Source organism: Rhizobium sp. GCM10022189, assembly GCF_042656325.1.
Classification (GTDB): Bacteria; Pseudomonadota; Alphaproteobacteria; order Rhizobiales; family Rhizobiaceae; genus Rhizobium.
Genome location: NZ_JBHSOR010000046.1, coordinates 164,024 through 188,331 on the forward strand (window position 1 = coordinate 164,024; position 24,308 = coordinate 188,331).

Below are 24,308 nucleotides of genomic sequence, written 5' to 3' on the forward strand. Positions count from 1 at the left end.
GGCGAGAGCCATCAGGCCCGCATGCTGGTCAATGCCGCCGGTCCCTGGGTCGATCACGTCATCCGCTCTGCCTTCGGCCATAACGAGGCCCGCCATGTGCGCCTCGTCCAGGGCAGCCACATCGTCGTGAAGAAGAAGTTCGAGGACCCGCGCGCCTATTTCTTCCAGAACCCCGACAACCGCATCATCTTCGCCATCCCCTACGAGAATGATTTCACCCTGATCGGCACCACCGACCGCGACTACACCGCCGATCCGAAGGACGTGAAGATCTCTGAGGAAGAGACGGCCTATCTGTGCAACGCGGCCTCGGAATATTTCCAGGAGCCGGTCAGGCCCGAGGACATCGTCTGGACCTATTCGGCGGTGCGTCCGCTGTTTGACGACGGCGCCTCGAAGGCGCAGGAGGCGACGCGCGACTATGTGCTGAAGGTGGAGGGCAAGGCGGGCGAGGCACCGTTGCTCAACGTCTTCGGCGGCAAGCTCACCACCTACCGGCGGCTGTCGGAACATGCGCTGGAGAAGATCGGCGAGGCGATCGGTGCCAGGGGCAAACCGTGGACGGCGGGCAGCCATCTGCCGGGCGGCGACTTTCCGGTGCAGGGCTACGAGGCGGAAGTGACGAAACTCAAGGGCCGCTATCCGTTCCTGGCCGATGCCCATGCGCGCCGGCTCGTCCGCCGCTACGGCACCAAGGCCGCCACGCTGCTCGGCGATGCCCGCAAGACGGACGATCTCGGCCGGCTGTTCGGCTCCGATCTCTACGAGGCCGAGGTGCGCTATCTCATCGACAACGAATGGGCCGTCTGCGCTGACGATGTGCTCTGGCGGCGCAGCAAGAAAGGGCTCTATCTCTCGGGCGCGGAAGCGGCGGCGCTGGATGAATATATGGCCGCAGCGCCGATCCGCATGGCGGGATGATGCTCCGAAACAGGGCGGTGTCTCGCGCCCATATGCAGTATTCGTAAAGTGTGTTGGCAGCAGGCAGCGGCCGGAACGTAAATATTCGATGAAAATATTGCCTCATCAAAGCAAAAGCGCTTCCCGTTGCGCGCTATTCACTCTAACATCATGGAACCGGTCGGTTCGCTGCAGGCGTTCCGGCCCTTGAAGGTGAGAACCGTAATGGACGGGTCAACCGGGGAAGTGAAAGCGAACAGATTATGTCTGCTCGGCAGGCCGCGATTGCTGGCCGCCGGGACCGAACTGCCCTTGCCCGAAAAGTCCTATTTCCTGCTGGCAATGTTAGCGCTGTCGTCGGAACCGCTGGTCGACCGCGAAACCATCCGATGCCAGCTCTGGCAATCCGAGCTTCCCGAAAAACGGGCCGGCAGCCTGCGCCAGCTTCTGTCGCGCATCGAACAGAGCATTCCCGAAGGCCTGCCGCCCTTGCTGGTCGCTACGCGCACCCATCTCGGCCTTGCGCCCGGCTGGGAGATCGACCTCGATATGCTCAAGCAGAAGGATGTGCTGGGGCCTGAGCAAAGCGTCGCCCTGCTCGGCGAACTGCTTGAAAGCGTCAAGTCTCCGACGCAGGGCGCCGAGGACTGGCTGACATTCGAGCGCCAGCGCATCAACGAAGCGCGCTCGGCGCATCTTGTCCGTCTGCTGGAAAGTGAAGACCAGCGGCCGGACGAAGACCAGATCGCCTTCGCCAGACGCCTGATCGAGCTCGACCCCGCCAACGAGATCGCCTGCCGGGCGTTGATGCGCGCCCATGCCCGCATGAACGACCTGCCGGCGGCGCGTCAGGCCTATCTGAAATGCCGCAGCCAGCTCAAGGACGATTTCGACATCGAGCCGGACGAGGCCACCACCGCCCTTGCCCGCGAACTCGGCATCCTGGCTGCCGCGCAGCCGGCGGCGGACCGCCTTCGCCCCGCTTCGGAACTGCTGATCGATCCGGCCGGCCAGCCGCGCATCGTCATCCTGCCGCCCGAAAGCATCTTCACCGATCCGCTGATGGAGCGGGTGGGCCGTGCGCTGCTCGAAGATGTCACGATCGGCCTCAGCCAGCAGCGCGGCTTCAAGGTGATTGCCGCCCATACGAGCCTGGAAATGCTGAGCCGCGCGCTCGACCCGACGCGCCCGACCATCGGCCCGCTCGACCTGTCCTTCGATTATGCCGTCTATGTGACGATCCAGGGCCGCGACGAGGATGTCTATGCCACCTGCCGGCTGACGCGCACGGCGACGTCGGAAGTGCTCTGGGCGGTCGAAATTCCCTTTGCGATGCAGAAGATCAGCGAAGCCTTCAGCCAGTTGACCCGGCGCATCGTCATGACGCTTGCCGATACGATCGAGCGCTACGAACTGGCCATGCCGCTCGGCGACGTGCCGGCTTCCGCCTATCGCCTCTATCTGGAGGGCAAGCGGCTGATTTCACAGACCGACCTGCAGCACCTGCGCCAGGCGCGCAAATGGTTCAAGTCGTCGCTCAGCCGTTACGAGCATTTCTCGCCCGCCCATGCCGGCATGTCGCGCGCGCTCGGCATGGAATGGCTGATCCGCGGCATGCACGACCGGGAACTGCTCGACGAAGCCTATAGCGCCGCAAGGATGGCGCGCCAGACCGACCCGAACAGCGGCCGGGCCTATCGCGAGCTTGGCTTCGTGGCGCTTTATCGCCGCCGCTTCGAGGAAAGCCTGGAAATGTTCGAACAGGCGCGCGAGCTCAATCCCAACGATGCCGACATCCTCGCCGATTATGCCGATGCGCTGCTGCATAATGCCGATTTCGACAAGGCACTCGAATTGAGCAAGGCCGCCTTCAAGCTCAATCCGCTGCCGCCGGATTATTATTACTGGAACCTCGGCGGCATTCATTTCGACCGCGGAGAATACGAGGAAGCAATCGAGGCGCTGGAGCCCGTCAAGACCAAGCAGGCCACGGCCCGGTTGCTTGCCGCCTCGCACGCCATGGCCGGCGACCTCAAGAAGGCGCAGAAATATGCCAAGGTCGTGCTGGAGAATTTCCCGGATTTCCGCAGTGAGGATATCCGTCACTTCATCCCGGACCGCGAGCAGGTTCATACCAATCGGCTGATTCATGCCCTCCAGCTGGCAGGATTGCCCTGATACCTCACATTTTAACAATGCCTGTAACGCTTGAATGACGCAGGCAATGCTCTCTTCCAATGGTTAACGGCGGCCGGCCGCCCAACCTTTTGGAGAGAGACCATGAAGACCGTTGAAACCAACGCCGCAATCCAGACCCAGACGCTCCGCTTCTCTGCTGCCGCTAAGGCTGCCGTGAAGCAGGATGAACTCAACGTCTCGCCGAACGGCCTTGAAAACCTGACGCACGCCCTGAAATTCCGCTAAGGAATAGCAGCTGATGTCAGCATCTACCGAGCTTGCAGTGCTTGCCGAAGACCTCCAGCGGTCATCGGCAGGCGTCAACAGCTATCACGACCGGTCGATGACGCCGGCGCAGACCCTTGCGGCCATCAAGCCGCACCTGCGCGATCTCGGCATCACCCGCGTGGGGCTGCTGACCGGGCTCGACGTGCTGAACATTCCGGTTGCCTTCGCCACGCGGCCGAACAGCCATACGCTGTCGGTCTTCCAGGGCAAGGGCATCGACAAGGAAGCAGCGATGACCTCGGCGGCCATGGAAGCGATCGAAACCCGCGTCGCCGAAATCGCTCCTGCCGATCTGACGCTTGCGAGTGTCGCGACCATGAAAGCCGAGCGGGCCGCCATGATCGACCTCGACAGCGTGGCGCGCTGCGCGCCCGACGAGATCGGCGAGGGCCAGATCCCCTGGTGCTCCGGCTTCGACCTCCTCTCGGGCAGCACCACGTTCGTGCCTTGGTGGCTGGTCGGCCTCGACCATCGCGGCGAACGCCCGCCGGGTTTCGAACAATCGAGCGACGGCCTTGCGTCGGGCAATACGCCGGCCGAGGCGGTGCTGCACGGGCTCTGTGAACTCGTCGAGCGCGATGCCTGGGCGCTGACCCAGCTCAAATCTCCAGAACAGCTCAAGCAGAACCGCATCGATCCGCTCGCCTTCGGCGACGCCGTGATCGACGTCATGGTCGATCGCATCCGTCAGGCCGGCATGCGCCTGCTCCTGATCGACATGACCACCGATATCGGTGTACCGGCTTTTCTCGCCATCATCATTCCCGGCAACCTCTCGGACCGCGTCGATGCACGCTGGGCGCAGGTCTGCGGCGGTTGCGGCTGCCATCCCGATCCCGTCCGTGCCGCCCTTCGCGCCATCACCGAGGCCGCCCAGAGCCGGTTGACGGCGATCGCCGGCAGCCGCGACGATTTCTCGCCGAAGATCTACCAGCGGATCGACCGCAGCGCCGGCATGCGCCAGGTCGTCGATCTCTGCAACGACGACGCGGCGCTGAAACCCTTCCCCATGCGCCCGCAGCGCCCGGCAACGATCCAGGACACGATCCGCCACATAGCCGGCCGGCTGAGGGCGGCGGGCATCGGCCAGATCGTCGCCGTGCCGCTGCCGCATCCGGCCCTTCCGGTTTGCGTCGTGCGCATGATCGTGCCGGGCTTGGAGGTCGATATCAGCGGCCAGTACATCCAGCTCGGCCTGCGCGCCGTCAATGTCATCCGGGAGGCCGCGGCATGAAGATCCTCTTCGTCGGCCCGAGCCTTGCAAGCGAGATCGCTGCAGCGCGCAAAGAGCATCCCGATATCGACTTCCGCCCGCCTGCCGCCTGCGGCGACATCCTCAAGGCCGTCTATGAAGGGGCAACCGCGATCGGCCTGGTCGACGGTTATTTCGGCGATCTGCCATCCGTCTGGCACAAGGAAATCCTCTTTGCGCTGGCGAAAGGTGTGGCCGTTGCCGGCGGTGCCAGCATGGGGGCGCTGCGCGCTGCCGAATGCGCCGCCTTCGGCATGGTCGGCATCGGCTCGATCTTCGACGATTACGAATCCGGCGACCTGATGGACGACGAGGCTGTCGCCCTCGTCCATGCGCCGCAGGAACTCGGCTGGCTGCCGCTTTCGGTCCCCTGGGTCGATTTCGAGCCGACGATCGAGGGCCTGCATGCGAGAGGCGAGATTACCGTCAGCGAGCGCAAGAAGCTGCTGCTGGCCGGCCGCTTCCTGCATTTTTCCGAACGGACCTATGCCAGGGTGGTCGAAGAGTCGCACTTTGCCCGCAAGCTGCGGCGCGAGCAGATCCTGGCCGCCATCCGGGCCAATCGCGTCGAACGCAAACGTGGCGACGCAAGGCTCGTGCTGGAATGGCTGAAAAAGAAAGAATTCGCGTCAACGAAGCGTGACTGGCGCTTTGCGGCGACCTCGCATTTCGAGCTGCTGCAGGCCGAAGTCACGCAGCAGATGCAGCCTGTAACGCTCGAATAACGGTTCCAGGCCCAATGTGCCTTGGGTGGGGAAATGACTGTTGTCGAGGGCGGAAACAATGTTCGAAACAAGGGACGAAGGTGCAGGCAGAGAATACGCAAGACTCTTCCGGCTGCTGTCGGCAGCCAGGGACGAGGCTGAAAAACTTCAGCTGCGCAGTCTCATGCACCTGACAAACATGGCGCTGCTGCAGGTCGTCATCGATTGGGACGGCATCGATCCGGACAGGGAACTCGATGCGAACCTCGAAAAACTCGTCGGCAGCAAAGCCAAGATCGCAATGAAGGACGCTGGCGAAAATCTGATCGTGATCGATCGCCATTAGCCCTGGTGCAGGGTGCGCTGAGCGCCAGAAAATCAGGCCGGCGTGCTATTCCGCGGCGTCGGCTTCCATCTGCTCGGTATTGGCGATCGCCTGGACGAGCTTGAGGATTTTCTTGCGGAGCTGCTCGTTCTTGATCGAGAAGAAGGCAGCGTTGAGCTGTACACCCTCACGCGAAATGACGAATTCTTCGCTCGGAGCGGGATTATCGTTCGCATTGGCTGCAGGCGCCGTCAGGTCGTCGAAGAAGGTCCTGACATCGACGTTCAGCGCGCCGGCGATTTCGACGAGCATGCTGGCAGAAACGCGGTTGGAGCCCTTTTCGTATTTCTGGATCTGCTGGAAGGTCACGCCAACACGATCGCCCAGTTCCGTCTGAGAAACCTTTCTCAGCAGTCGCTGTATGCGGATCGTCTTGCCGACGTGAACGTCCACGGAATGCGGTTCTTCTTTCATCTGATATTCCCTCCTGCGAAAACCGGGCTGACAACTTACACGCCCGGCAACAACAACTTTTAGCCGAGTTGGTTCAACCTAGCAATTGTTTGGATGTAGTTTAGCCTGGGCAAAACATCGCGCCATCCGAGAGCCCCTGCGGATTGCACGCCGCGACAGATCGCTTCAGACGGGAATCGGCCAGAATTGAACGCGAAAGGGGCGAGCCCCAGTGAGGTTCAGAGCTTCCACAAACGCTGGGCGTTGGCGAAAAGCAGCCGCGAACGCTCCGTTTCCGCCGTGCCCGACAGCACTGCCTGGGTGGCCGCAACCCAGGTGGAAAGGCCGTTTGCCAGCGTGCAGACGGGCCAGTCGCTGCCCCAGACCACGCGATCCCAGCCGAAACTCGATATGACGTGCTCGATATAGGGCCGCAGGTTTTCCGCCGTCCAGCTTGCCGGATCGGCATTGGTGACGATGCCGGAGATCTTGCCGACGACATTCGGCCGGCGGGCGATTTCGGCAATGCCGCGGCTCCAGGGCTCGAATGCATTCGACCTGATATCCGGGTTGCCGCAATGATCGAGCACGAACTGCACATCGGGGGCGGCATCGGCGAGCGCGAGGACCTTGCCGACCTGATGCGGCAGCGTGCAGAGATCGAAGGTCAGTCCGGTGCCGGAAAGCCTTCTGACATTCTCGCGGAAAAGCGCGCCTTCCGAAACGTCGTCCGGCACCACATGCAGAACGCGCCGGAAGCCCTTGACGAAGGGATCGGCCTTCTGACGCTCCAGATAGGCGGCAAATCCGGCTTCCTCCGGCCGGCAGGCGACGATCGCGCCAGCCACCAGATCGCCGAGGCGGCCGACATAATCGGTCTCGGCCTGCATGATGACCGGATCGACATCCACCTCCATGTGCAGCGCCTTGGCAATGCCGCAGCGTCTGGCTTCGGCCGCATAGGTCCCGTAAAGAAAATCGCGGTCGAGATCGGGCACATTGGCAAGCCACGGATAGCTCAGCGCCGACCGGTCGATGACGTGCAGATGGGTATCGATGAACACGCTCTTCTCCTCCAAAGAGTGGTTGGCAGCAACCTATCCTTGGTGAATGGATTGTTCAAATAAAAATTCCGCTCGCTCTAACCCCCCACGGCGATCGTGGCGCCGGCGAGCGCGGAAAGCTCGGCCGCCGTTTTCTGCACCATGGCGATCGCCTGGGTAATGTCGGGCGCTGCCGGCGCGTTGACCAGCGCGATATAGGGGCAGGTCAGCGCCGCAATGCCGCGCCCGTCCGGCCCCAGGACCGGTGCCGACAGATTGTAGACGCCGGCCGTCTGCGCGCTTGCCATCATCTCGTAGCCACGCTCGCGGATCTGGTTCAGCCGCTCGTAGAATTCCGGGCCGAGATCGGCATCTTCGCGGCTGCGCACATGTTCGGAAATCATCATCTCGCGCTCTTCGTCGCTGCGGAAGGCAAGCAGCACATGGCCGGAGCCGGTGTCGAAGAGGCTGATGTGGGAACCGACGCGGATCGAGAGGCCCCAATAATCGGGCGCCTCCTGCTGGGCGATGACGACGGCGGAACCCCGGTCGAAGACGGCAAGATGGTTTGCCTGGCGGGAGCGCTGGGCAAGATCGCGCATCAGCGGCGTGGCGTAGGAGGCAAGTCGGCGCACCGGCGCATGCAGCTGCGCCAACCCGAAGAGCTTCAGCGTCAGGCAATAGCGGTCGCCGTCGAGCCGCGTGACGTAACCGCGCTTTACCAGCCGGTCGAGCATGCGGTAAAATTCGTTCGGGCTGCGCTCCAGCCGCTTGGCGATTTCCGCCTGCGTCAGGCCGCTGTCGACGCCTGCCAGAAGTTCGAGAATATCGAGACCCTTGTCGAGCGCCGGAGCGCGATAGCGATCTGCCTCTTCGGTCTCCATTTTTCTCTCCTGTGAATATCACTCTGCATATACGCAGACAGGGCAGCGGAAAAGAAAAAGTTCGCTTGACCGTGGAGCCATCGTCTGTTTGTCTATAAACAGACAAATCAAGCGTGAGGAGATGTCCGGCGTGCTTCTGGCGCCGGACGCCGCAATTCCCGGAAAGTCCCGCTCCGGCGAGACAGGAGACAAGGGGAGAGGGAGGATGCCATGCAGCGCATGGATATCGAAACCAGCGGCCCGGCGCGGTCTCGCCGGAGAGGGCGTTCGACCGGGCGCGGCCTTCACGACCGATCCTTTTGAGACAGGTTCCAGCATCACCGCCAGCGCGCGAAAATCCCCGAAGAGGCCATGACATGACAAGCAATCTTTCCGGCAAGACCGTTCTCATCACCGCAGCCGGTCAGGGCATCGGCCGCGCCACGGCACTCGCCTTCGCCGCTGCCGGCGCCAGGGTGCACGCCACCGATATCAATAGGGATGCGCTGGCAGCCCTGGCCGCCGGGAGCGGGATCGCCACTCACAAGCTGAACGTGCTCGACGAGGATGCGGTCAAGACGCTGGTGGCCGAGATCGGCGCCGTCGACATTCTCTTCAACTGCGCCGGCGTCGTCCATAACGGTTCGGTGCTGGAGATGCAGGATGCCGACCTGGAATTTGCCTTCGATCTCAACGTCAAGGCGATGATCCGCACCATCCGCGCGGTGCTGCCCGGCATGCTGGAGCGCAAGGATGGCGCAATCATCAACATGTCGTCGGTCGCCTCGAGCATCAAGGGCGTGCCGAACCGCTTCGCCTATGGCGTGACCAAGGCAGCCGTGATCGGGCTGACCAAGTCGGTCGCTGCCGATTACGTCGCGCAGGGCGTGCGCTGCAACTGCATCTGCCCCGGCACGGTGGAAAGCCCCTCGCTGCAGGAGCGCATGCGCGCCCAAGGCGATTACGAGACGGCGCGCGCCGCCTTCATCGCCCGCCAGCCGTTGGGCCGCCTCGGCACGCCGGAAGAGATCGCCGATCTCGCCGTCTATCTCGCCGGCGCGACCTACACGACCGGCCAGGCCTATGCCATCGACGGCGGATGGACGATCTGAACCATTCCCCGGCCGGCTCCGCACGAGCGGATGCCGGCCGCCCAACGGCCCCGGCCAGACGGGAGAGACACCATGACCCGCATTACCGACCTCCGCGTCTTCGATCTGCGCTTTCCGACCTCGCAAAGCCTCGACGGCTCCGATGCGATGAACCCCGATCCGGACTATTCCGCCGCCTATGTGATCCTTGAGACCGACAGGAAGGATCTCGCAGGCCACGGCCTGACCTTCACCATCGGCCGCGGCAACGACATCTGCTGCGCCGCGATCGAGGCCATGCGGCATCTCGTCGTCGGCACCGAGCTTTCGGACGTGCTCGCCCATCCCGGCAGATACTGGCGACACCTGACCAGCGACAGCCAGCTTCGATGGATCGGGCCTGAAAAGGGCGCGATCCATCTGGCGACCGGCGCTATCGTCAACGCCGTCTGGGATCTGCTTGCCAAGGAGGCCGGCAAGCCGGTCTGGCGCCTCGTTGCGGACATGCCGGCAGAGGAAATCGCCGATATCGTCGATTACCGCTACCTCACCGACGTCCTGACCCGCGACGAGGCGATCGCCATCCTGAGACGAGCCGAAGCCGGCAAGGCCGAGCGCATCGCCACGCTCGAGAAGGAAGGTTATGCCTGCTACACGACCTCGGCCGGCTGGCTGGGATACGAGGACGAGAAGCTGCGCCGGCTCTGCCGGGAAGCGATCGATGCCGGCTTCAACCACATCAAGATGAAGGTCGGGCGCGACCTTGAGGACGATATCCGCCGCCTCCGGATCGCCCGCGAGGTGATCGGCCCGGACCGTTATCTGATGATCGACGCCAACCAGGTGTGGGAGGTCGGCCAGGCGATCGACTGGGTCAAGCAGCTCGCCTTCGCCAAGCCCTTCTTCATCGAGGAACCGACAAGCCCCGACGACGTTGCCGGCCACCGCAAGATCCGCCAGGGCATCGCGCCGGTGAAGGTCGCGACCGGCGAGATGTGCCAGAACCGCATCATGTTCAAGCAGTTCATCGCCGAAGGCGCGATCGATATCGTGCAGATCGATTCCTGCCGCATGGGCGGACTGAACGAGGTGCTGGCCGTACTGCTGGTGGCGGCGAAATTCGGCCTGCCCGTCTGGCCCCATGCCGGCGGTGTCGGGCTCTGCGAATATGTGCAGCACCTGTCGATGATCGATTATGTGGCGGTATCAGGCACGAAGGACGGCCGTGTCATCGAATATGTCGACCATCTGCATGAACATTTCCTCGACCCCTGCACCATCAGGGGCGCCGCCTATATCCCGCCGACACGCCCCGGCTTCTCGATCGAGATGAAACCGGCCTCGATTGCCGGCTACACATTCCGCGGCTAGGGCAGGCAGCATCGTGGCTTCCCTCTGTCTGCTGGGGATAGAAACATGCCAGCCATTGCGAAAGCACGCCGGATCTTTTATAAACGTGGTCTAGGGAGACGGGCTCGCAGGAGCGGTTTCCGCGAGCTTCGGACAGCCTGTTTCGCGCTTTTCTAACTCGCTGTTTTTTCTGGCATCTTTCATCGAAACGGAATCCATTTCGCGGATTGATTCCGCCACAGCCTGTTCGATTTTGATACGACCGGCCCCGCAATAGGGCGTTGCCCGGATCCTTGTGCCTGCTCCCCTCCCGCACAGAGGCAGCGTTCACCGATCCTGCCTCCCGGACGGGCGAGGCAGGCGTGTTCGAGCAACCTCGTCACGGCCGACGGGATCGCCGGAGCGGGCCTCCCGGTCCCCTGTGTCGCCAGATCCTTTGCCGGCAAAGATTAGGAATCGGTAATAGCTGATTCTTCTCAAGGGGATGCGCGAGGTGTCGTCTGCGGGATCAAAAGGCTGGCTTCGCCATGCCGGGCGCAAAAAATGATGTGAGGATGGCACAGCTTTGCAAAGGGAATCGGATTTCTGTTAACTGATGGAGATATCAGAGGAAATTGTAATCCCCTTGTCGTAAACTCGTGTTCTCCGGCGCCCCCGCTAAGGCCTTGTTTCATCGGAATACCTTGCCAGAATCGCTGCGATCGGTAATCGTCACGCTTAAAAAGCCGTTTCTGGCGTTTTTCCGTGATGAAAGATTAGAGCGTGAGCAAGCCACAAAGGACTTCTCGGACCCTTCAGCGTAGCGTCGATGAGACGATCGGCGCCCATGCGTCGACGATCAGCTCGCAGCTGCAGGCGATCAGCGAAGCCCTGTTTCCGCCGACCGCCAGCAAGACGCTGCGCCGGTTCACCTCCGGCGAGGCGGCCAAGCTGATCGGCGTGTCGGATTCGACCCTGCGAAAGATGACCCTTGCCGGCGAAGGCCCGCAGCCCGATGTCGCCAGCAACGGCCGGCGTCTCTATTCCCTGCGCCAGCTCAACGAGCTGCGTGTTCTGCTTGCGGCCTCGGCCCGCGGGCGTGAGGCCCATGATTTCCTGCCGCGCCGCAGGGAGAACGAACATCTCCAGGTCATCGCCGTCACCAACTTCAAGGGCGGATCGGGCAAGACCACGACCTCGGTGCATCTTGCGCAATATCTTGCGCTGCAGGGCTACCGCGTGCTCGCCCTTGACCTTGATCCGCAAGCCAGCATGTCCGCCATGCTCGGCGTCATGCCGGAAACCGATGTCCGCTCCAACGAGACGCTCTATGCGGCGATCCGTTACGACGACGAGCGGCGCCCGCTCTCCGACGTGGTGCGCAATACCTATTTCGACGGCCTGGATCTCATCCCCGGCAATCTCGAACTCATGGAGTTCGAGCATACGACGCCGCGCGCGCTGATGCGCGGCTCCAGGGATGGCGAGGGCGTCTTCTTCATGCGCGTCGCCAAGGCGCTGGACGATGTCGCCGAAAACTACGATGTCGTCGTGCTCGATTGCCCGCCGCAGCTCGGATACCTGACGCTGAGCGGCCTCTGCGCGGCGACCTCGATGATCGTCACCGTGCATCCGCAGATGCTGGACGTGGCCTCGATGAGCCAGTTCCTGCTGATGACGCACGACCTTCTTTCGGTCGTGCGCGAAGCCGGCGGCGAGCTCAACTACGATTTCATCCGCTACCTGCTGACCCGCTACGAACCGCAGGACGCGCCGCAGACGAAGGTCGCAGCCCTCCTGCGCAACCTGTTCGACGATCACGTCATGATCAACGCAATGGTGAAATCGGCAGCCGTCTCCGATGCGGGCCTCACCAAGCAGACGCTCTATGAGATCGGCCGCGAGAACCTGACACGCTCGACCTATGACCGGGCGATGGAAGCTCTCGATGCCGTCAACGGCGAGGTCGAGGCGCTGATCCGCCAGGCATGGGGGCGCACATGACGTTCCCTTCGATCCGCACCGATCTGTCGGCTTTCGGCGAAACAGCCGCCACTCTGTTGGGAGCTCCCAACGGAGGCCGTTGCCGTGAACGCATCCGGCAAGAGCCCCTCCATCTGGCGGCCATCCGCAAACGCGTTGGGAGCTCCCAACTGCGCCCGTCCGGCTTGCCCGTATCTGACCGGAAAGGAGAGAATTGATGAGCCGACGCGATACTCTCAATTCGATCTTCATGCGCAAGGCGGATGCGCCGCTGCCTTCGGCCGGTGTCGAGAAAAACCCGGAGCGCGTGCGCACCGGAGCGGTTTCGGCCATGGGCGCGTCGCTGCAGGAAATGACGGAGGCGGCGCGCGCCGCCGGCCGCCTGCAGGCGCAGATTTCCTCCGGTTTCTCCGTTCTGGAAATCGAGCCGTCGGATATTTCCAATTCCTCGATCAGCGACCGCATCCCGATCGAGCGCGACGCCGATTTCGATGCGCTGGTGACGAGCATTTCCGAACATGGGCAGAAGGTGCCGATCCTGGTGCGTCCCGACCCTGAAAAGGACGGGCATTACCAGATCGCCTATGGCCGTCGCCGTCTGCGCGCCGCGGCAAAGCTCGGGCTCAAGGTCAAGGCGATCGTACAGAATCTCAGCGACGACGAACTGGTCATCGCCCAGGGCAAGGAAAATCTCGACCGGCAGGATCTTTCCTTCATCGAGAAGGCGCTGTTTGCCCATCGCCTGGAAGAGGCGGGTTACGCGCGGGATGTCATCATGGCGGCGCTCTCCACCGACAAGGCCGATCTCAGCCGCTACATCTCGGTTGCCCGTGGCGTGCCGCAGACCGTGATCCTGGCCATCGGCCCGGCACCGAAAGCCGGCCGCGCCCGGTGGCTGGCGCTCGTCGATGCCGTTTCTTCCTCGCCGAAGAAGGTCGAGGCGATCATCGAGGACGAAGGCTTCGCCGATCTCGACAGCGATCAGCGGCTGCAACGCATATTGTCGAAAATGGCCGCCCGTGACGCGAAAAAGGCGGCGGGCGAAACCTGGAAGACACGGCAAGGACAGAGGGCGGCACAGATCGAGCGCTCCGGCACCAAGACGCGCATCACGTTCGACGAGCGTATGGTGCCTGACTTTGCCGACTATCTCACGACCCGACTGGATGAACTCTTCGAGGAGTTCGGCGCCGTCCGGTCACAACGATAACTGTTGGCAGGTTAGGCCTGCTGACGAGGATTTGACTGTTAGGAAAAGGAGCCAATAGGCAAAGAAAAAGGCCCCCGAACAAAACATCCGGAAGCCCTCTTCTCTCGTTTAGCACCCAGAGAATCGCACTTCCCGGAATCACTGTCAAGGTTTTTGAACGCCGTTTTGGCGGGCGCTGATGATTTGCCTTTGTATAAGGTGAACCACGATGGATACGGGACTCGTAACGACGCCTTTCGGGCGGCGGCCGATGTCGCTTGCCTTGATGAGAGGTCAGCTTCAGGCCGAATCAGTTAAGCCGGACAAGTCCGTCGACAAGTGGAAGCTGTTCCGCGATATCTGCGAAGCACGTCCGCTGCTCGACATTTCCGACCGCACGCTTGCGGTCCTCAACGCCCTTCTCTCCTTCTATCCCGAGAGCCATCTCTCCGGTGAGGCGAGCATGGTCGTCTTTCCCTCCAACCGGCAACTGATGGTGCGTGCACATGGCATTGCAGTCACCACGCTGCGCCGGCATCTGGCGGCTCTTGTCGATGCCGGGCTGATCACCCGCAGGGATAGCGCCAACGGAAAACGTTTTGCCCGCCGCAAGACGTCAGGCGAACTGGAGGAGGCCTATGGCTTCAGCCTGGCGCCTCTCCTTGCCCGCAGCGAGGAGCTGGCCGCCATGGCGCGGAAGATCGAGGCCGACCGGATCGCACTGCGGCGCGCCCGAGAGCGGCTGACGATCTGCCGCCGCGACGTGCGAAAGCTGATCGATGCCGCCATCGAAGAAAGTGTTCCCGGCAACTGGGACGACATCGAGACGGCCTATGCCCGTCATCTCGCTTGCCTTCCCCGCAACCCTGAAGCCTGCGATCTCGACAACGTGCGCCTGAAGCTCGAAGTGCTTCGCGCGAATATCGTCAATCTGTTGACAGATTTCGATAATTCCCAAAAAACGAGCGCCAGTGTGGTTCAAAATGAACCGCACATACAGAATTCAGATATAGACTCTCTTGAATTAGAATCTTCTCCGGCAGCGCAAGTGGAAACGGCCGCAGACGTACCCATGCCTGGGAGCATTCGGGTCAACGAACCCCAGCAGATATTCCCTCTTGCCTTCATCCTGCAGGCCTGCCCGCAGATTGCCGATTATGCGCAGGGAGGATCGATCAGGGGCTGGAGGGATCTGGTGACCGCTGCCGTCACCGTCCGGTCCATGCTCGGGATCACCGCCGAGACCTATCAGGCGGCTTGCGAAAGCTTCGGCCGGGAAAATGCCGCCGTCGTCATCGCCTGCATGCTCGAACGGGCAAATCATATCAACTCGCCCGGCGGCTATCTGCGCGACCTGACCCGCAAGGGAGCACGAGGAGAGTTCTCGCTTGGGCCGATGCTGATGGCGCTGGTGCGGCAGAACAGTCCGGTTGCGCGCAGGAGGGCGTGAACGCGCTTGAGGAGCCGCGATGGCGGCCCGTCATGGCCGGAAACGGCACCCGGATGGGACGATTGCACAACGCGGGCTTTTCAAGCCGTAAACGGGTGGCGGAAATGAAAGATGGTTTGACTTCCGTAAACGTGAGATAGATATGTCATGTCAATGGCTTGGGTGAACTGCATTGCCGCAAAACGGTGGCCCAATTGCCGCAAATGCCTGAGAAACAACGCATAAAGCGCCCGCAGGCCGGAAAGGATCGTTGACGTGAATTGGCCGGAAACGATAGGGCAGGGCGGGCCGCTGGAGGCCGGGCAGAGTGAGCGAAAGACGAGGACGGACTTGAAGCGGGCGGTGGACCTTTTCCTGGCTGTGGTGGCATCCATAATCCTGATCGTTCCGATCGCGGTCGTGGCGGTTTGCGTGCGCCTGACCTCGCCAGGGCCGGTGCTTTACTGGTCGAACCGGGTGGGGCGGCGCAACGTGATCTTCCGGATGCCGAAATTCCGCAGCATGCGGATCGACACCCCGACAGTCGCGACGCACCTGCTCGAGGATCCCTCCCGCTACCTGACGCCGATCGGCGGGTTCCTGCGCAAATCGAGCCTCGACGAACTGCCGCAGCTCTGGTGCATCCTGAAGGGCGAGATGAGCTTCGTCGGCCCGCGCCCGGCGCTCTATAACCAGGACGACCTCATCGCGCTGCGCACGGCCAAGGGCGTCGATGCGCTGCTGCCGGGGCTGACCGGCTGGGCGCAGGTCAACGGGCGCGACGAACTGCCCATACCTCAGAAGGTGGAGTTCGACGTTGATTATCTCAGGCGCCGCTCTTTCGTCATGGATATGCGCATTCTGGCCATGACGGTCGGCAAGGTATTGGGCAGCAAGGGCATAACCCATTGAGGCTACGACCTAAGGTTATAAACAGGTTGCTTGCACGACCGACGATTATTTCGGTTGCACTTAAGATCGAAAAGGACAAGAAGAAGTCAGGCTGGAATGATGGGTGGACAGTATAAACATGCATGATGATCCTTCCAACGACGGATCAACGGCCAGCCGGTCCTGGATGTCGATGCAGGCACTGGTCGGGCCGCTCTTGGCGATGCCGCGTCCGGCCAAGCGCATTCTTGCACTCATTGTCGATTCCAGCTTCTGTGTCCTGACGATCTGGCTCGCCTATTGTTTCCGCCTGAACGAATGGACGGTGCTGACGGGCGTGCAATGGCTTGCGGTTCTCGTCTCGCTGTGCCTGGCGTTGCCGATCTTCATCGTCATGGGCATGTACCGGGCAATCTTCCGCTATGCCGGCATCGCCGCCTTCCTGGCCGTCCTGAAGGCGATCGCGATCTATGGCATTGCCTTCGCCACGATCTTCACCGCCCTCAGCGTTCCCGGCATCCCGCGCACCGTCGGCATCCTGCAGCCCTTCCTGCTTCTGATCGCCATCGGCCTTTCGCGCCTCGGCATCCGCTACTGGCTCGGCGACACCTATCAGCGCATCCTGCGCAGGGGCGCGATGGCAAAGGTGCTGATCTACGGCGCCGGCAGTTCCGGCCGGCAGCTTGCCGCTGCGCTGACGAACAGTGCCGAGCTGAATGTCGTCGGTTATCTCGATGACGATCCGAAGCTCAAGGGCGGCATCATGGGCGGCCTGCCGATCTATGATCCGGGCGACCTGCCGATGCTCGTCCAGACGCTTAACGTGCACAACGTTCTGCTCGCCCTGCCGTCGGCATCGCGCCAGCGCCGCAACGAGATCCTCGAACAGATCCGCAAGGCGCGGGTGAACGTCCGCACGCTGCCGGACCTGACCGCCCTTGCCCAGGGCCGCATCGCCGTTTCCGATATCCGCGAACTCGAAATCGAGGACCTGCTCGGGCGCGAGGCCGTTGCGCCGCGCCAGGAGCTGCTCGACAAGGCGACGCTCGGCAAGGTGGTGATGGTGACGGGCGCCGGCGGCTCGATCGGCAGCGAACTCTGCCGCCAGATCCTGCGCAGCGGCCCGACGCATCTCATCCTCGTCGAGCAGAACGAATATGCCCTTTATGCGATCCACGGCGAACTGCAGAAGCTTTCGGAGCTCTACGACCGGCAGAAGGTCCAGATCGTGCCGATCCTCTGTTCCGTGCGCGACCGCGACCGCATGGAACACATCATCATGAGCTGGCGCCCGCAGACGCTCTATCATGCCGCCGCCTACAAGCACGTGCCGCTTGTCGAGCAGAATGCCGTCGAAGGCATCAAGAACAATGTCATGGGCACGCTGATTACCGCCCAGGCGGCGGAAAAATACGGCGTGTCGAATTTCGTTCTCATCAGCACCGACAAGGCCGTCCGCCCGACCAATGTGATGGGCGCCAGCAAGCGGCTTGCCGAAATGGTGCTGCAGGCCCTGTCGGCCGAAAGGCCGGCCGGCACACACACCAATTTCTCCATGGTCCGCTTCGGCAACGTGCTCGGCTCCTCCGGTTCGGTCGTGCCGCTGTTTCGCCAGCAGATCCGGGACGGCGGCCCGGTGACGCTGACGCATCCGGATATTACCCGCTATTTCATGACCATTTCGGAAGCCTCGCAGCTCGTCATCCAGGCCGGCGCCATGGCCGATGGCGGCGACGTCTTCCTGCTCGACATGGGCGAGCCCGTTCGCATTGCCGATCTCGCCCGCCGGATGATCGATCTTTCCGGCCTGACGGTGCGCAGCGAAGACAACCCGGAAGGCGATATCGAGCTTTCTGTCACCGGCCTGCGGCCGGGCGAAAAGCTTTTTGAGGAATTGCTGATCGGCGACAATCCCGAGACGACCGAGCATCCGCGCATCATGAAGGCGCGCGAGGATTTCCTCTTCTGGCCGGAGCTTTCCAAACGCCTGAAGGCGCTCGACGCGGCGCTGGACCGCAACGACATTCCGGCCGCCCGCCTGATGCTCGCCGAGCTCGTTTCCGGCTATGCCTCGACCGGCGAGGTCACGGATCTGGCGCTCAGCGCCGCCGAGGCCCATACGGCGGCGTAATCAGGACCCGGTTTGCGCCGGGCCTTTCTTTCCGGTTTCAGGCATTGGCCCCGTTATCGACCGTCCAGGCCGCACCCGTGACCGAGCGGGCGGCCGGCGAGGCGAGGAAGGCGACGACATCGGCGATCTCTCCTGGATCGGCAAAACCCGCCGGATTGGACATCAGACCCTTCTGCTTGGGCGCATGCGGGCCGTCTGCCGGGTTCATGTCCGTGTCCGTCGAGCCGGGATGCACGACATTGACCGTGATGGCGCGCGGGCCGAGCTCGCGGGCAAGCGCCTGCGACAGGCCGGCAATCGCAGCCTTGCTCGCCGTATAGAGGCTGAGGCCGGGAGAGGTGGCCCGCACCGCGAGATTGCTGCCGATCGAGATGATCCTGCCGCCGTCCGGCATGACGGCAAGGGCCGCCCTCGAGGCCACGAAGGCGGAGCGGAGATTGATCGAGATGGTCGCGTCGAAATCGGCAAGCGACAGGGTTTCGATCGGCGCGGCGTGGAATATCCCGGCATTGTTGACGAGAATATCGATGCGGCCGAAGCCTTGCGCAACGGCTGCAACCGCCGCCTCGACCTCGGCGGCGTCGGCCGCGTCGGCCCTGAGCGCAAGCGCCGTTCCGCCTGCGGCCTCGATCGCCCTGACGACCTTGGCGGCCGCCTGCGCCCCGTTCACATAGGTCAGCGCGACCGCGGCCCCATCGGCCGCAAGCCGCCTGGCGATCGCAGCGCCGATGCCGCGGCTGCCGCCGGTGACGAGCGCAACTTTTCCCTTCAGAACAGGCAGCGTTCCATCAAGGACAGACATGGTTTTCCTTTCTGTAGTGATTGATACAGAATTCATGCTGCGATTGCATCCCGCCGTCAAGCGATTTATGTATTGATCGATACAGAATGGAAGCCGACCGGGCTGGGGAAGGCAGGCTGAGGAAATCCGAAATGAGCGAACGCGGACGCCCGAGAAGCTTCGACCGGCAGCAGGCGCTTTCGCGCGCCATGCATCTCTTCTGGCAGAAGGGTTTCGAGGAGACGTCGATGAGCGACCTGACCCAGGCCATGGGCATCGCGCCGCCGAGCCTCTACGCCGCCTTCGGCTCCAAGGAGGCGCTCTTTACCGAAGCGCTCGATCTCTATCAGGCAACGGTCAACAACGAGATCTGGAACGCCCTCGAGGGGGAGACGATTGCCGCGGCGATCGAAGGTTTCCTCGTCAATACCGCCCGCGCCTATAGCCGCCCGGACCAGCCCTCCGGCTGCATGATCGTGCTCGGCTCCAATCCCGCCGAAAGCGAGATCGCGGCGATCGGCGAGGATCTCAGGCTGCGCCGCGCCGAAAACATCAGCCGGATCATGAAAAGGTTCGAGCGCGCCGTCCGTGAGGGTGAACTGGCCGATACGTTCGACTACGCCGCCGCTGCCGTCTTCTTTGCCACGCTGCAGAACGGCATGTCGCTGCTGGCCCGCGACGGCGGCGGGCAGGACGCCCTCATGGCGGTCGCCCGTGCCGCGGCCCCCGCGCTTGAAGGCATGGTCCGGCACCATCGCCGCCGATAGGCCGGTCTGCGCATCTGTCCTATTGCGCCAGTCGTTCAGGCAGAGGTTTCAGCGGATAGGTCCGCCAGAAGAAACTGTCGGCCGCGGCCTGGTCGAAGGCGAAATTGCGGGCTTCCCGGATCTTGCCGTCCTCGATGCGGAAGGCAAGCACCCAGACCGTATCGACATTGGCCCCGCCTTCGCGATTGGACCAGCCGCGATGCATGTCGACCACCCAGTTTTCATCGGCCGCCAGCGCGATGAGCTCGGCCCGGAAGCCGGACTTGCCGAGTTCCCGGAAGAAGGCGGCGACCTCGCTCCTGCCGCGCTTGGTGCCGGCAAGCGGATGATGGCCGGGAATATGCCATTCGATATCGTCGGCGAAGAAGCCGGCGACCCGGTTCATGTCGCCGCTGGCATAGGCAGCGTAATAATCGGCAATCACCTTTCTGTTCTCATCGGGCCTGTTCTCACCGGGCCAGTTCTCACCGGGACTGGCGGCCATGGATGCGCCTGCGCAAAACAGCGCGAAGGCGATGGCGGGAAGCTGTGAAATGCGCATGTCGGTCTCCTTGGGTCGAGAGGGGATTATTCAGCGAGAGGCCCTGGCGCGCGTCGCGGCACGGTCCACCAGGCCGCGGTCGCCGGTCTCATGCGTCGGCATCATGGTCAGCCGCGTGACCCTCCAGGCGCCGTCGCGTTTTGCAAGCTCGTAGCGATAGTGGCCCATCAGCGTCCAGCTATCGGCGCCGATGCGATGGACGGCCTGGAAATCGGCCTCGGCCGTTGCCGTCGTCTCGCCGGCCGCGACGATGGCGTGGTTGGCGACAAGATGCAGCGTCCGCTCGAAGCCCGGCAGGAAGCCCGACCATTGGGCCACCACCTCGTCGGCGCTCTGGCTCGTGGCTTTGCCGCCCCAGAGGCCGGTATAATCGAGCGTGACCGTCTCGGCGAAAGCGCCGCGCACGCGATCCCACTGATGCCGGTCGGCGCCGGCGGCGATATCCGTGATCCGATCGATGATGGCCATGCGGTCGTCGATGCCGATTGGCTCGGCGCCTGCCGTGCCGGGGCAGGCAAAGGGGGCGCAGATCGCCGTCATCAGGGTCAGGGGCTTCATCGGGCTCTCCTTGAAACCAGGCTCGGGAAAGGTGCGGTCAGTGTGCGTTGATGCGCCGGAAATGCCGGGCTGCGGCATCCGCGGCGCGTGAGACATCCGGCGGATTGTCGTAGAAATCGAACTGGCTGACATTGTCGAGCCAAAGCTCGCTGGCCTCGCCCGTCAGCCGCGAGAAGAAGGCATGGGCGCCCTGCGGCACGGCGGCCGCCTCCGAATGCACGATCAGGACCGGCTTGTCGAGACGGCTGCCGAGCGAGACGGAATCATAGGTCAGCCACGGCTCCCAGGAGGCGAGGTTGAACCGGTTGTCATATTCGGGGATCAGCCCGCGGCCGGTCTCCGTGTAATAGGGAAGCCGATACATGAGCGCGGTCTCATCGGTCATGCTGGCGGCGGTGATGACCTGGGGCTCGCCGTTCCGTTCGGCCTCTTCGGCCCGGCGCGACAGGGCGATCAGCCGGCCGACACCGTCCTTGCCGCCATAGACCTGCTCGACGATGCCGCTATCGTGCAGCCAGGGGGCGACCAGCGACACGCTTCGGAAATGCGCGTTCCCCGTCGCGGCCGCCGCCATATAGCCGGCGGACGCACAGATGCCGAGACCGGCGATCCTGGACGGATCGATCTCCGGCAGGCCGGCGAGATAGCTGGCGGCGGCCGAAATATCCCGGGTCTTGGTGGCCGGGTCCTCCTTGAAGCGGATCGCGCCGCCCGATTGTCCCCAGCCGCGGAAATCGAAGGCGAGCGCCACGAAGCCGCGCTCGGCCATCTCGCGGGCATAAAGGCCCGACATCTGCTCCTTCACCGATGTCCAGGCGCCTGTGACCAGCACGCCGGGGCGCCTCTCGCCGGGCCGGAAATCGGCCGGCAGGTAGAGCGTGCCGGCGAGCGTCGTCCCCTCGTTCTCGAAGGAAACAGGCCGCGTCTCTATATCGGCGGCAATGGCGCCGGCGCTCATCAGGGCCGCACCGATCGTCGAAAGGACAAGGCGTCTCATGGCAAATCCTCCATCCGCTCCTCATTGGCGTCGAAGGAAATCTGGCAGGAAGGGGTGCCTGCCACAGGCGTCATTCTTGGCGAAGGACGGGCCTTTCTTGCGCTTTGCGGCCGTCAGCCCGTGCGGAAGGCGGCCGGTGTGACGCCGGCATGGCGTCGGAAATGCCGGCCGAAACGGGAGACGTCGCCGTAACCGACCCGGGCTGCGACTTCCGCGACCGGCAGCCGCGTCGTCTTGAGCAGGATCCCGGCACGCTCCATCCGCTCGCGGATCACATATTGGTAGGGCGACGTGCCGAAAGCATTGCGGAAAGCGCGCACGAAATGGAAGCGGCTGATCGCGGCCTCGGCCGCAATCTCCTCCAGCGACAGATCTTCGGCAATATTGTCCTGGATATAGGCGACGGCGCGCTGCAGGCGCCGGTCGTCGGCCGCTGCCGTCCCGGCCGCGCGCGGCGACAGAAGATGGGCAAGATGGGCGGCAAGCGCGAGTTCCATCGTATCGCGATAGAGCGATGCCGGCTCTTTCGCCGACGCGACCGCCTGGCGCGCCAGCCCGGCCAGCAGCGGATCGATGCGGCCGACAACCGGGCCTGCATCCCGTGCGCGCTCGAAGCCGACATCGGCGAGCAAGGCCGTGGGCAGTGCGAGCTTCAGATAGGAGAGCGGGGCATCATATTCGCAGATGCCGGATGCGCCTGCCGGCAATATCCAGCCCTCGCCGGCCGCAAGCGGCACCGGCCTGCGACGATCCGATCCGACCGCAATGCGATGGTCCGGCTGGTCGTTGAGGAAGAGGCCGACCGCCAGATGCGGCAGCACGAATGCGCCGCCGCCGGGCGGCACATCAAAGCTTTCGGCCATCAGTCGCTGTTGCGCCAGGCGCGCCCGCAATCCGCTCATGGGGCTGATGTTAGGCCGGCCAGCGGCAATTTCAATCGCAGGGCGTTCACGGCTGCGTCATGAAAGCGCAGGCCCTTGCCGAAGCGCCGGGCTGCCGTGCGCCGTTCGCGCTTGCCGATCGTCAGGCAAGCGTTTCCGCAAAAAGCTCGAGCAGGCGCTTCCAGTGCCGTTCGGAGCCCTTCTCGTTGTAGATCGCGCCACGGTCGGGAACGGTCCAGCCGTGCGACATGCCGACATAGTTCTCGATGATGTGGTCGACACCGCCCGTGCGCAGCGCTTCGGCTAGGCGCGCGGACTGTTCGGGCGGGAAACTGCCGTCGATCCCGGCAACGCCGATATAGACGCGCGCCTTGATGCCGGCGGCCAGGCGATGCGGGCTGTCGGGCGCTTCGCTTGCCAGATTGCCGCCATGGAAGCTTGCAGCGGCCGCGATCCTGTCGGCATAGGTGGCCGCTGCCGTCAAGGCACGACCGCCGCCCATGCAGTAACCGACGACGCCGACCGGGCCGGAAACGCCTTCGGCTTCGAGCGCGTCGAGAAAGGCCCGGCTGTCCTTCTTCGTCATCTCCTGCGTCGTCTCGCGGATCATCTTCATGATCTCGGCGCGCGAAGCCTCGTTGCCGAAGGAGGAGCCGTCGAAGGGGCCGTATGAGCCGAAACGGTAGAAGAGATCGGGCAGCAGCACGATATAGCCGGCAGCGGCCAGGCGCTCGCCCATGATGTCGGTCGCCTCGCGCGGCCCGAGCGCGTCCATGTAATAGAGAATGCCGGGCAGAACCTTGCCCTCGCTGCCTTCGGGGCGAAAAATCGACGCCCTGGCAACGCCGTCGGCCGTCGTGATTTCAATATCGCGTTTCATGAACCAATCCCTTTGATTTTAAAGCAGCCCGAAGCCGCTGCCGCCAATCTGGCAAAGGCTGCCGACAGTCTCAAGACACGAATATGTGGCGGCGCGACTCACTCGTCATGCCTGAGGGCCGCGTCCGGCCCTCAGGCTCACAGCCGAATGCTGAATAACCGGACGGCCCAGCGCATCAGGCTGTCGTCAAGCCAGCCCTCGGGCCATGCGACCGGAAGGTGATCGGCGCAGATCGGACCTCTGTCGCCCGTCTTCTCGCCGAGCGGGAAGGCATCGGGAACTGGCGCGTCGTCCTGACCATGTGCGGTGCGATTATCGTTGGCGGATCGGAGGGCCGGTGAACCTGCAGCCATATTGCCCCGCCAGAGCGTTGAGTTCCTTGCCGTGCTGCGGGATTTGCAGGCCATCTCGCGCCGCAGCGGCAAAGAAGCTTTCGAAGCCGCCGGGTGTGAGGCAGGTGATGAAGCGTGCGGGCGTGTTGCTGACGATATGAAAGGCATGCTCCCTGCCGCGCGGCACGAAGACAGTGTCGCCGGCCCCGCGACGGAAGGTCTCTCCCTCCAGCCAGAATTCCGCTTCGCCATCGACGATGTGGATCGTTTCGTCCTCGTTTTCGTGAACGTGGCGGGGTGGCCCGCTATCGGGCGCGCCGACAGCGGAGAACATGCCGAGCAGGCCGTTCGTCTCATGAGGGGTAAGCAGGATCTTATAGACGGAATGCAGCCAGGACACGGTCGTGCCGGCCGGCAATATGTCGGCGTAAAGGGTCATGATGTTGATCGTCCCAAGGAAAGTGAACCAGAGCGCGACCGGCCGGTATCGCCAGATGACTTCTCGCGCAATCGAGGCCATAA

Annotated in this window: 24 protein-coding genes; 14 read left to right on the forward strand and 10 right to left on the reverse strand. The window is 63.3% G+C overall.

Features of this window, described 5'->3' with window-relative positions:
• The 6 genes from glpD to ACFPWW_RS18985 form a co-directional block, all read left to right on the forward strand.
• Positions 1-921, forward strand: a 921-nt coding sequence (glpD, locus tag ACFPWW_RS18960) for a glycerol-3-phosphate dehydrogenase (RefSeq protein ID WP_377312930.1), incomplete at its 5' end; no start/stop codon positions are given.
• 204 nt (positions 922-1,125) lie between these two features.
• The gene (locus ACFPWW_RS18965; RefSeq protein ID WP_377312931.1) at positions 1,126-3,078 is read left to right on the forward strand and encodes a tetratricopeptide repeat protein; all 1,953 of its coding nucleotides are present in this window, start codon (positions 1,126-1,128) and stop codon (positions 3,076-3,078) included.
• 102 nt (positions 3,079-3,180) lie between these two features.
• A complete protein-coding gene (locus ACFPWW_RS18970; protein WP_377312932.1) occupies positions 3,181-3,324 on the forward strand; it encodes a hypothetical protein in 144 nt (47 codons plus the stop codon).
• Positions 3,325-3,337: 13 nt separating this feature from the next.
• On the forward strand, positions 3,338-4,600 hold the full coding sequence (locus ACFPWW_RS18975; protein ID WP_377312933.1) for a YcaO-like family protein: 1,263 nt from the start codon (positions 3,338-3,340) through the stop codon (positions 4,598-4,600).
• Positions 4,597-5,343 carry a TfuA-like protein gene (locus ACFPWW_RS18980; protein ID WP_377312934.1) on the forward strand — a complete coding sequence of 249 codons (747 nt, stop codon included), beginning with the start codon at positions 4,597-4,599 and terminating at the stop codon, positions 5,341-5,343. The genes ACFPWW_RS18975 and ACFPWW_RS18980 overlap by 4 nt, the downstream gene beginning before the upstream one ends.
• Before the next feature lie 58 nt (positions 5,344-5,401).
• Positions 5,402-5,668, forward strand: a complete 267-nt coding sequence (locus ACFPWW_RS18985; RefSeq protein WP_112567499.1) for a hypothetical protein — start codon at positions 5,402-5,404, stop codon at positions 5,666-5,668.
• Positions 5,669-5,713: 45 nt separating this feature from the next.
• On the opposite strand, the gene ACFPWW_RS18990 is transcribed toward ACFPWW_RS18985, so the two are convergent.
• The 3 genes from ACFPWW_RS18990 to ACFPWW_RS19000 all read right to left on the reverse strand — a co-directional run bounded on the left by ACFPWW_RS18990 (position 5,714) and on the right by ACFPWW_RS19000 (position 8,027).
• Positions 5,714-6,121 carry a helix-turn-helix domain-containing protein gene (locus tag ACFPWW_RS18990; protein WP_112567497.1) on the reverse strand — a complete coding sequence of 136 codons (408 nt, stop codon included), beginning with the start codon at positions 6,119-6,121 and terminating at the stop codon, positions 5,714-5,716.
• Between the two features lie 218 nt (positions 6,122-6,339).
• Positions 6,340-7,164 carry an amidohydrolase family protein gene (locus ACFPWW_RS18995; RefSeq protein WP_112567495.1) on the reverse strand — a complete coding sequence of 275 codons (825 nt, stop codon included), beginning with the start codon at positions 7,162-7,164 and terminating at the stop codon, positions 6,340-6,342.
• A gap of 77 nt (positions 7,165-7,241) precedes the next feature.
• Positions 7,242-8,027, reverse strand: a complete 786-nt coding sequence (locus ACFPWW_RS19000; protein ID WP_377312935.1) for an IclR family transcriptional regulator — start codon at positions 8,025-8,027, stop codon at positions 7,242-7,244.
• A gap of 356 nt (positions 8,028-8,383) precedes the next feature.
• On the opposite strand from ACFPWW_RS19000, the gene ACFPWW_RS19005 reads away from it, so the two are divergent.
• From ACFPWW_RS19005 to ACFPWW_RS19035, 7 genes are all read left to right on the forward strand, one after another.
• Positions 8,384-9,118 (forward strand): SDR family oxidoreductase, encoded by a 735-nt coding sequence (locus ACFPWW_RS19005; protein ID WP_112567491.1) that lies wholly within the window; start codon positions 8,384-8,386, stop codon positions 9,116-9,118.
• A 72-nt stretch (positions 9,119-9,190) separates the two neighbouring features.
• On the forward strand, positions 9,191-10,468 hold the full coding sequence (locus ACFPWW_RS19010; protein WP_377312936.1) for an L-fuconate dehydratase: 1,278 nt from the start codon (positions 9,191-9,193) through the stop codon (positions 10,466-10,468).
• Between the two features lie 741 nt (positions 10,469-11,209).
• Positions 11,210-12,430: a plasmid partitioning protein RepA gene (gene repA / locus ACFPWW_RS19015; RefSeq protein ID WP_112567487.1), complete on the forward strand. Its 1,221-nt coding sequence runs from the start codon at positions 11,210-11,212 to the stop codon at positions 12,428-12,430.
• Positions 12,431-12,626: 196 nt separating this feature from the next.
• Positions 12,627-13,619 carry a plasmid partitioning protein RepB gene (gene repB, locus ACFPWW_RS19020; RefSeq protein WP_377312937.1) on the forward strand — a complete coding sequence of 331 codons (993 nt, stop codon included), beginning with the start codon at positions 12,627-12,629 and terminating at the stop codon, positions 13,617-13,619.
• Between the two features lie 208 nt (positions 13,620-13,827).
• A complete protein-coding gene (gene repC / locus ACFPWW_RS19025; RefSeq protein WP_377312938.1) occupies positions 13,828-15,048 on the forward strand; it encodes a plasmid replication protein RepC in 1,221 nt (406 codons plus the stop codon).
• Between the two features lie 330 nt (positions 15,049-15,378).
• Positions 15,379-15,939, forward strand: a complete 561-nt coding sequence (locus tag ACFPWW_RS19030) for a sugar transferase (protein ID WP_112758943.1) — start codon at positions 15,379-15,381, stop codon at positions 15,937-15,939.
• 118 nt (positions 15,940-16,057) lie between these two features.
• Positions 16,058-18,049 (forward strand): polysaccharide biosynthesis protein, encoded by a 1,992-nt coding sequence (locus ACFPWW_RS19035; RefSeq protein WP_377312939.1) that lies wholly within the window; start codon positions 16,058-16,060, stop codon positions 18,047-18,049.
• A 37-nt stretch (positions 18,050-18,086) separates the two neighbouring features.
• On the opposite strand, the gene ACFPWW_RS19040 is transcribed toward ACFPWW_RS19035, so the two are convergent.
• On the reverse strand, positions 18,087-18,851 hold the full coding sequence (locus tag ACFPWW_RS19040) for an SDR family NAD(P)-dependent oxidoreductase (protein ID WP_377312940.1): 765 nt from the start codon (positions 18,849-18,851) through the stop codon (positions 18,087-18,089).
• Positions 18,852-18,982: 131 nt separating this feature from the next.
• On the opposite strand from ACFPWW_RS19040, the gene ACFPWW_RS19045 reads away from it, so the two are divergent.
• Positions 18,983-19,597 carry a TetR/AcrR family transcriptional regulator gene (locus tag ACFPWW_RS19045; protein WP_377312941.1) on the forward strand — a complete coding sequence of 205 codons (615 nt, stop codon included), beginning with the start codon at positions 18,983-18,985 and terminating at the stop codon, positions 19,595-19,597.
• 19 nt (positions 19,598-19,616) lie between these two features.
• Here ACFPWW_RS19045 and ACFPWW_RS19050 read toward each other — a convergent pair whose 3' ends face one another.
• The 6 genes from ACFPWW_RS19050 to ACFPWW_RS19075 form a co-directional block, all read right to left on the reverse strand.
• Complete coding sequence (locus ACFPWW_RS19050) at positions 19,617-20,138, reverse strand: nuclear transport factor 2 family protein (RefSeq protein WP_377312942.1); 522 nt, start codon at positions 20,136-20,138, stop codon at positions 19,617-19,619.
• 30 nt (positions 20,139-20,168) lie between these two features.
• A complete protein-coding gene (locus ACFPWW_RS19055) occupies positions 20,169-20,696 on the reverse strand; it encodes a nuclear transport factor 2 family protein (RefSeq protein WP_377312943.1) in 528 nt (175 codons plus the stop codon).
• A 37-nt stretch (positions 20,697-20,733) separates the two neighbouring features.
• Positions 20,734-21,693 carry an alpha/beta hydrolase gene (locus tag ACFPWW_RS19060; protein ID WP_377312944.1) on the reverse strand — a complete coding sequence of 320 codons (960 nt, stop codon included), beginning with the start codon at positions 21,691-21,693 and terminating at the stop codon, positions 20,734-20,736.
• A gap of 113 nt (positions 21,694-21,806) precedes the next feature.
• On the reverse strand, positions 21,807-22,556 hold the full coding sequence (locus ACFPWW_RS19065) for an AraC family transcriptional regulator (RefSeq protein ID WP_377312945.1): 750 nt from the start codon (positions 22,554-22,556) through the stop codon (positions 21,807-21,809).
• A gap of 160 nt (positions 22,557-22,716) precedes the next feature.
• Positions 22,717-23,454 (reverse strand): dienelactone hydrolase family protein, encoded by a 738-nt coding sequence (locus ACFPWW_RS19070; protein ID WP_377312946.1) that lies wholly within the window; start codon positions 23,452-23,454, stop codon positions 22,717-22,719.
• A gap of 312 nt (positions 23,455-23,766) precedes the next feature.
• Complete coding sequence (locus tag ACFPWW_RS19075) at positions 23,767-24,306, reverse strand: cupin domain-containing protein (protein WP_377312947.1); 540 nt, start codon at positions 24,304-24,306, stop codon at positions 23,767-23,769.
• Positions 24,307-24,308: the final 2 nt, after the last annotated feature.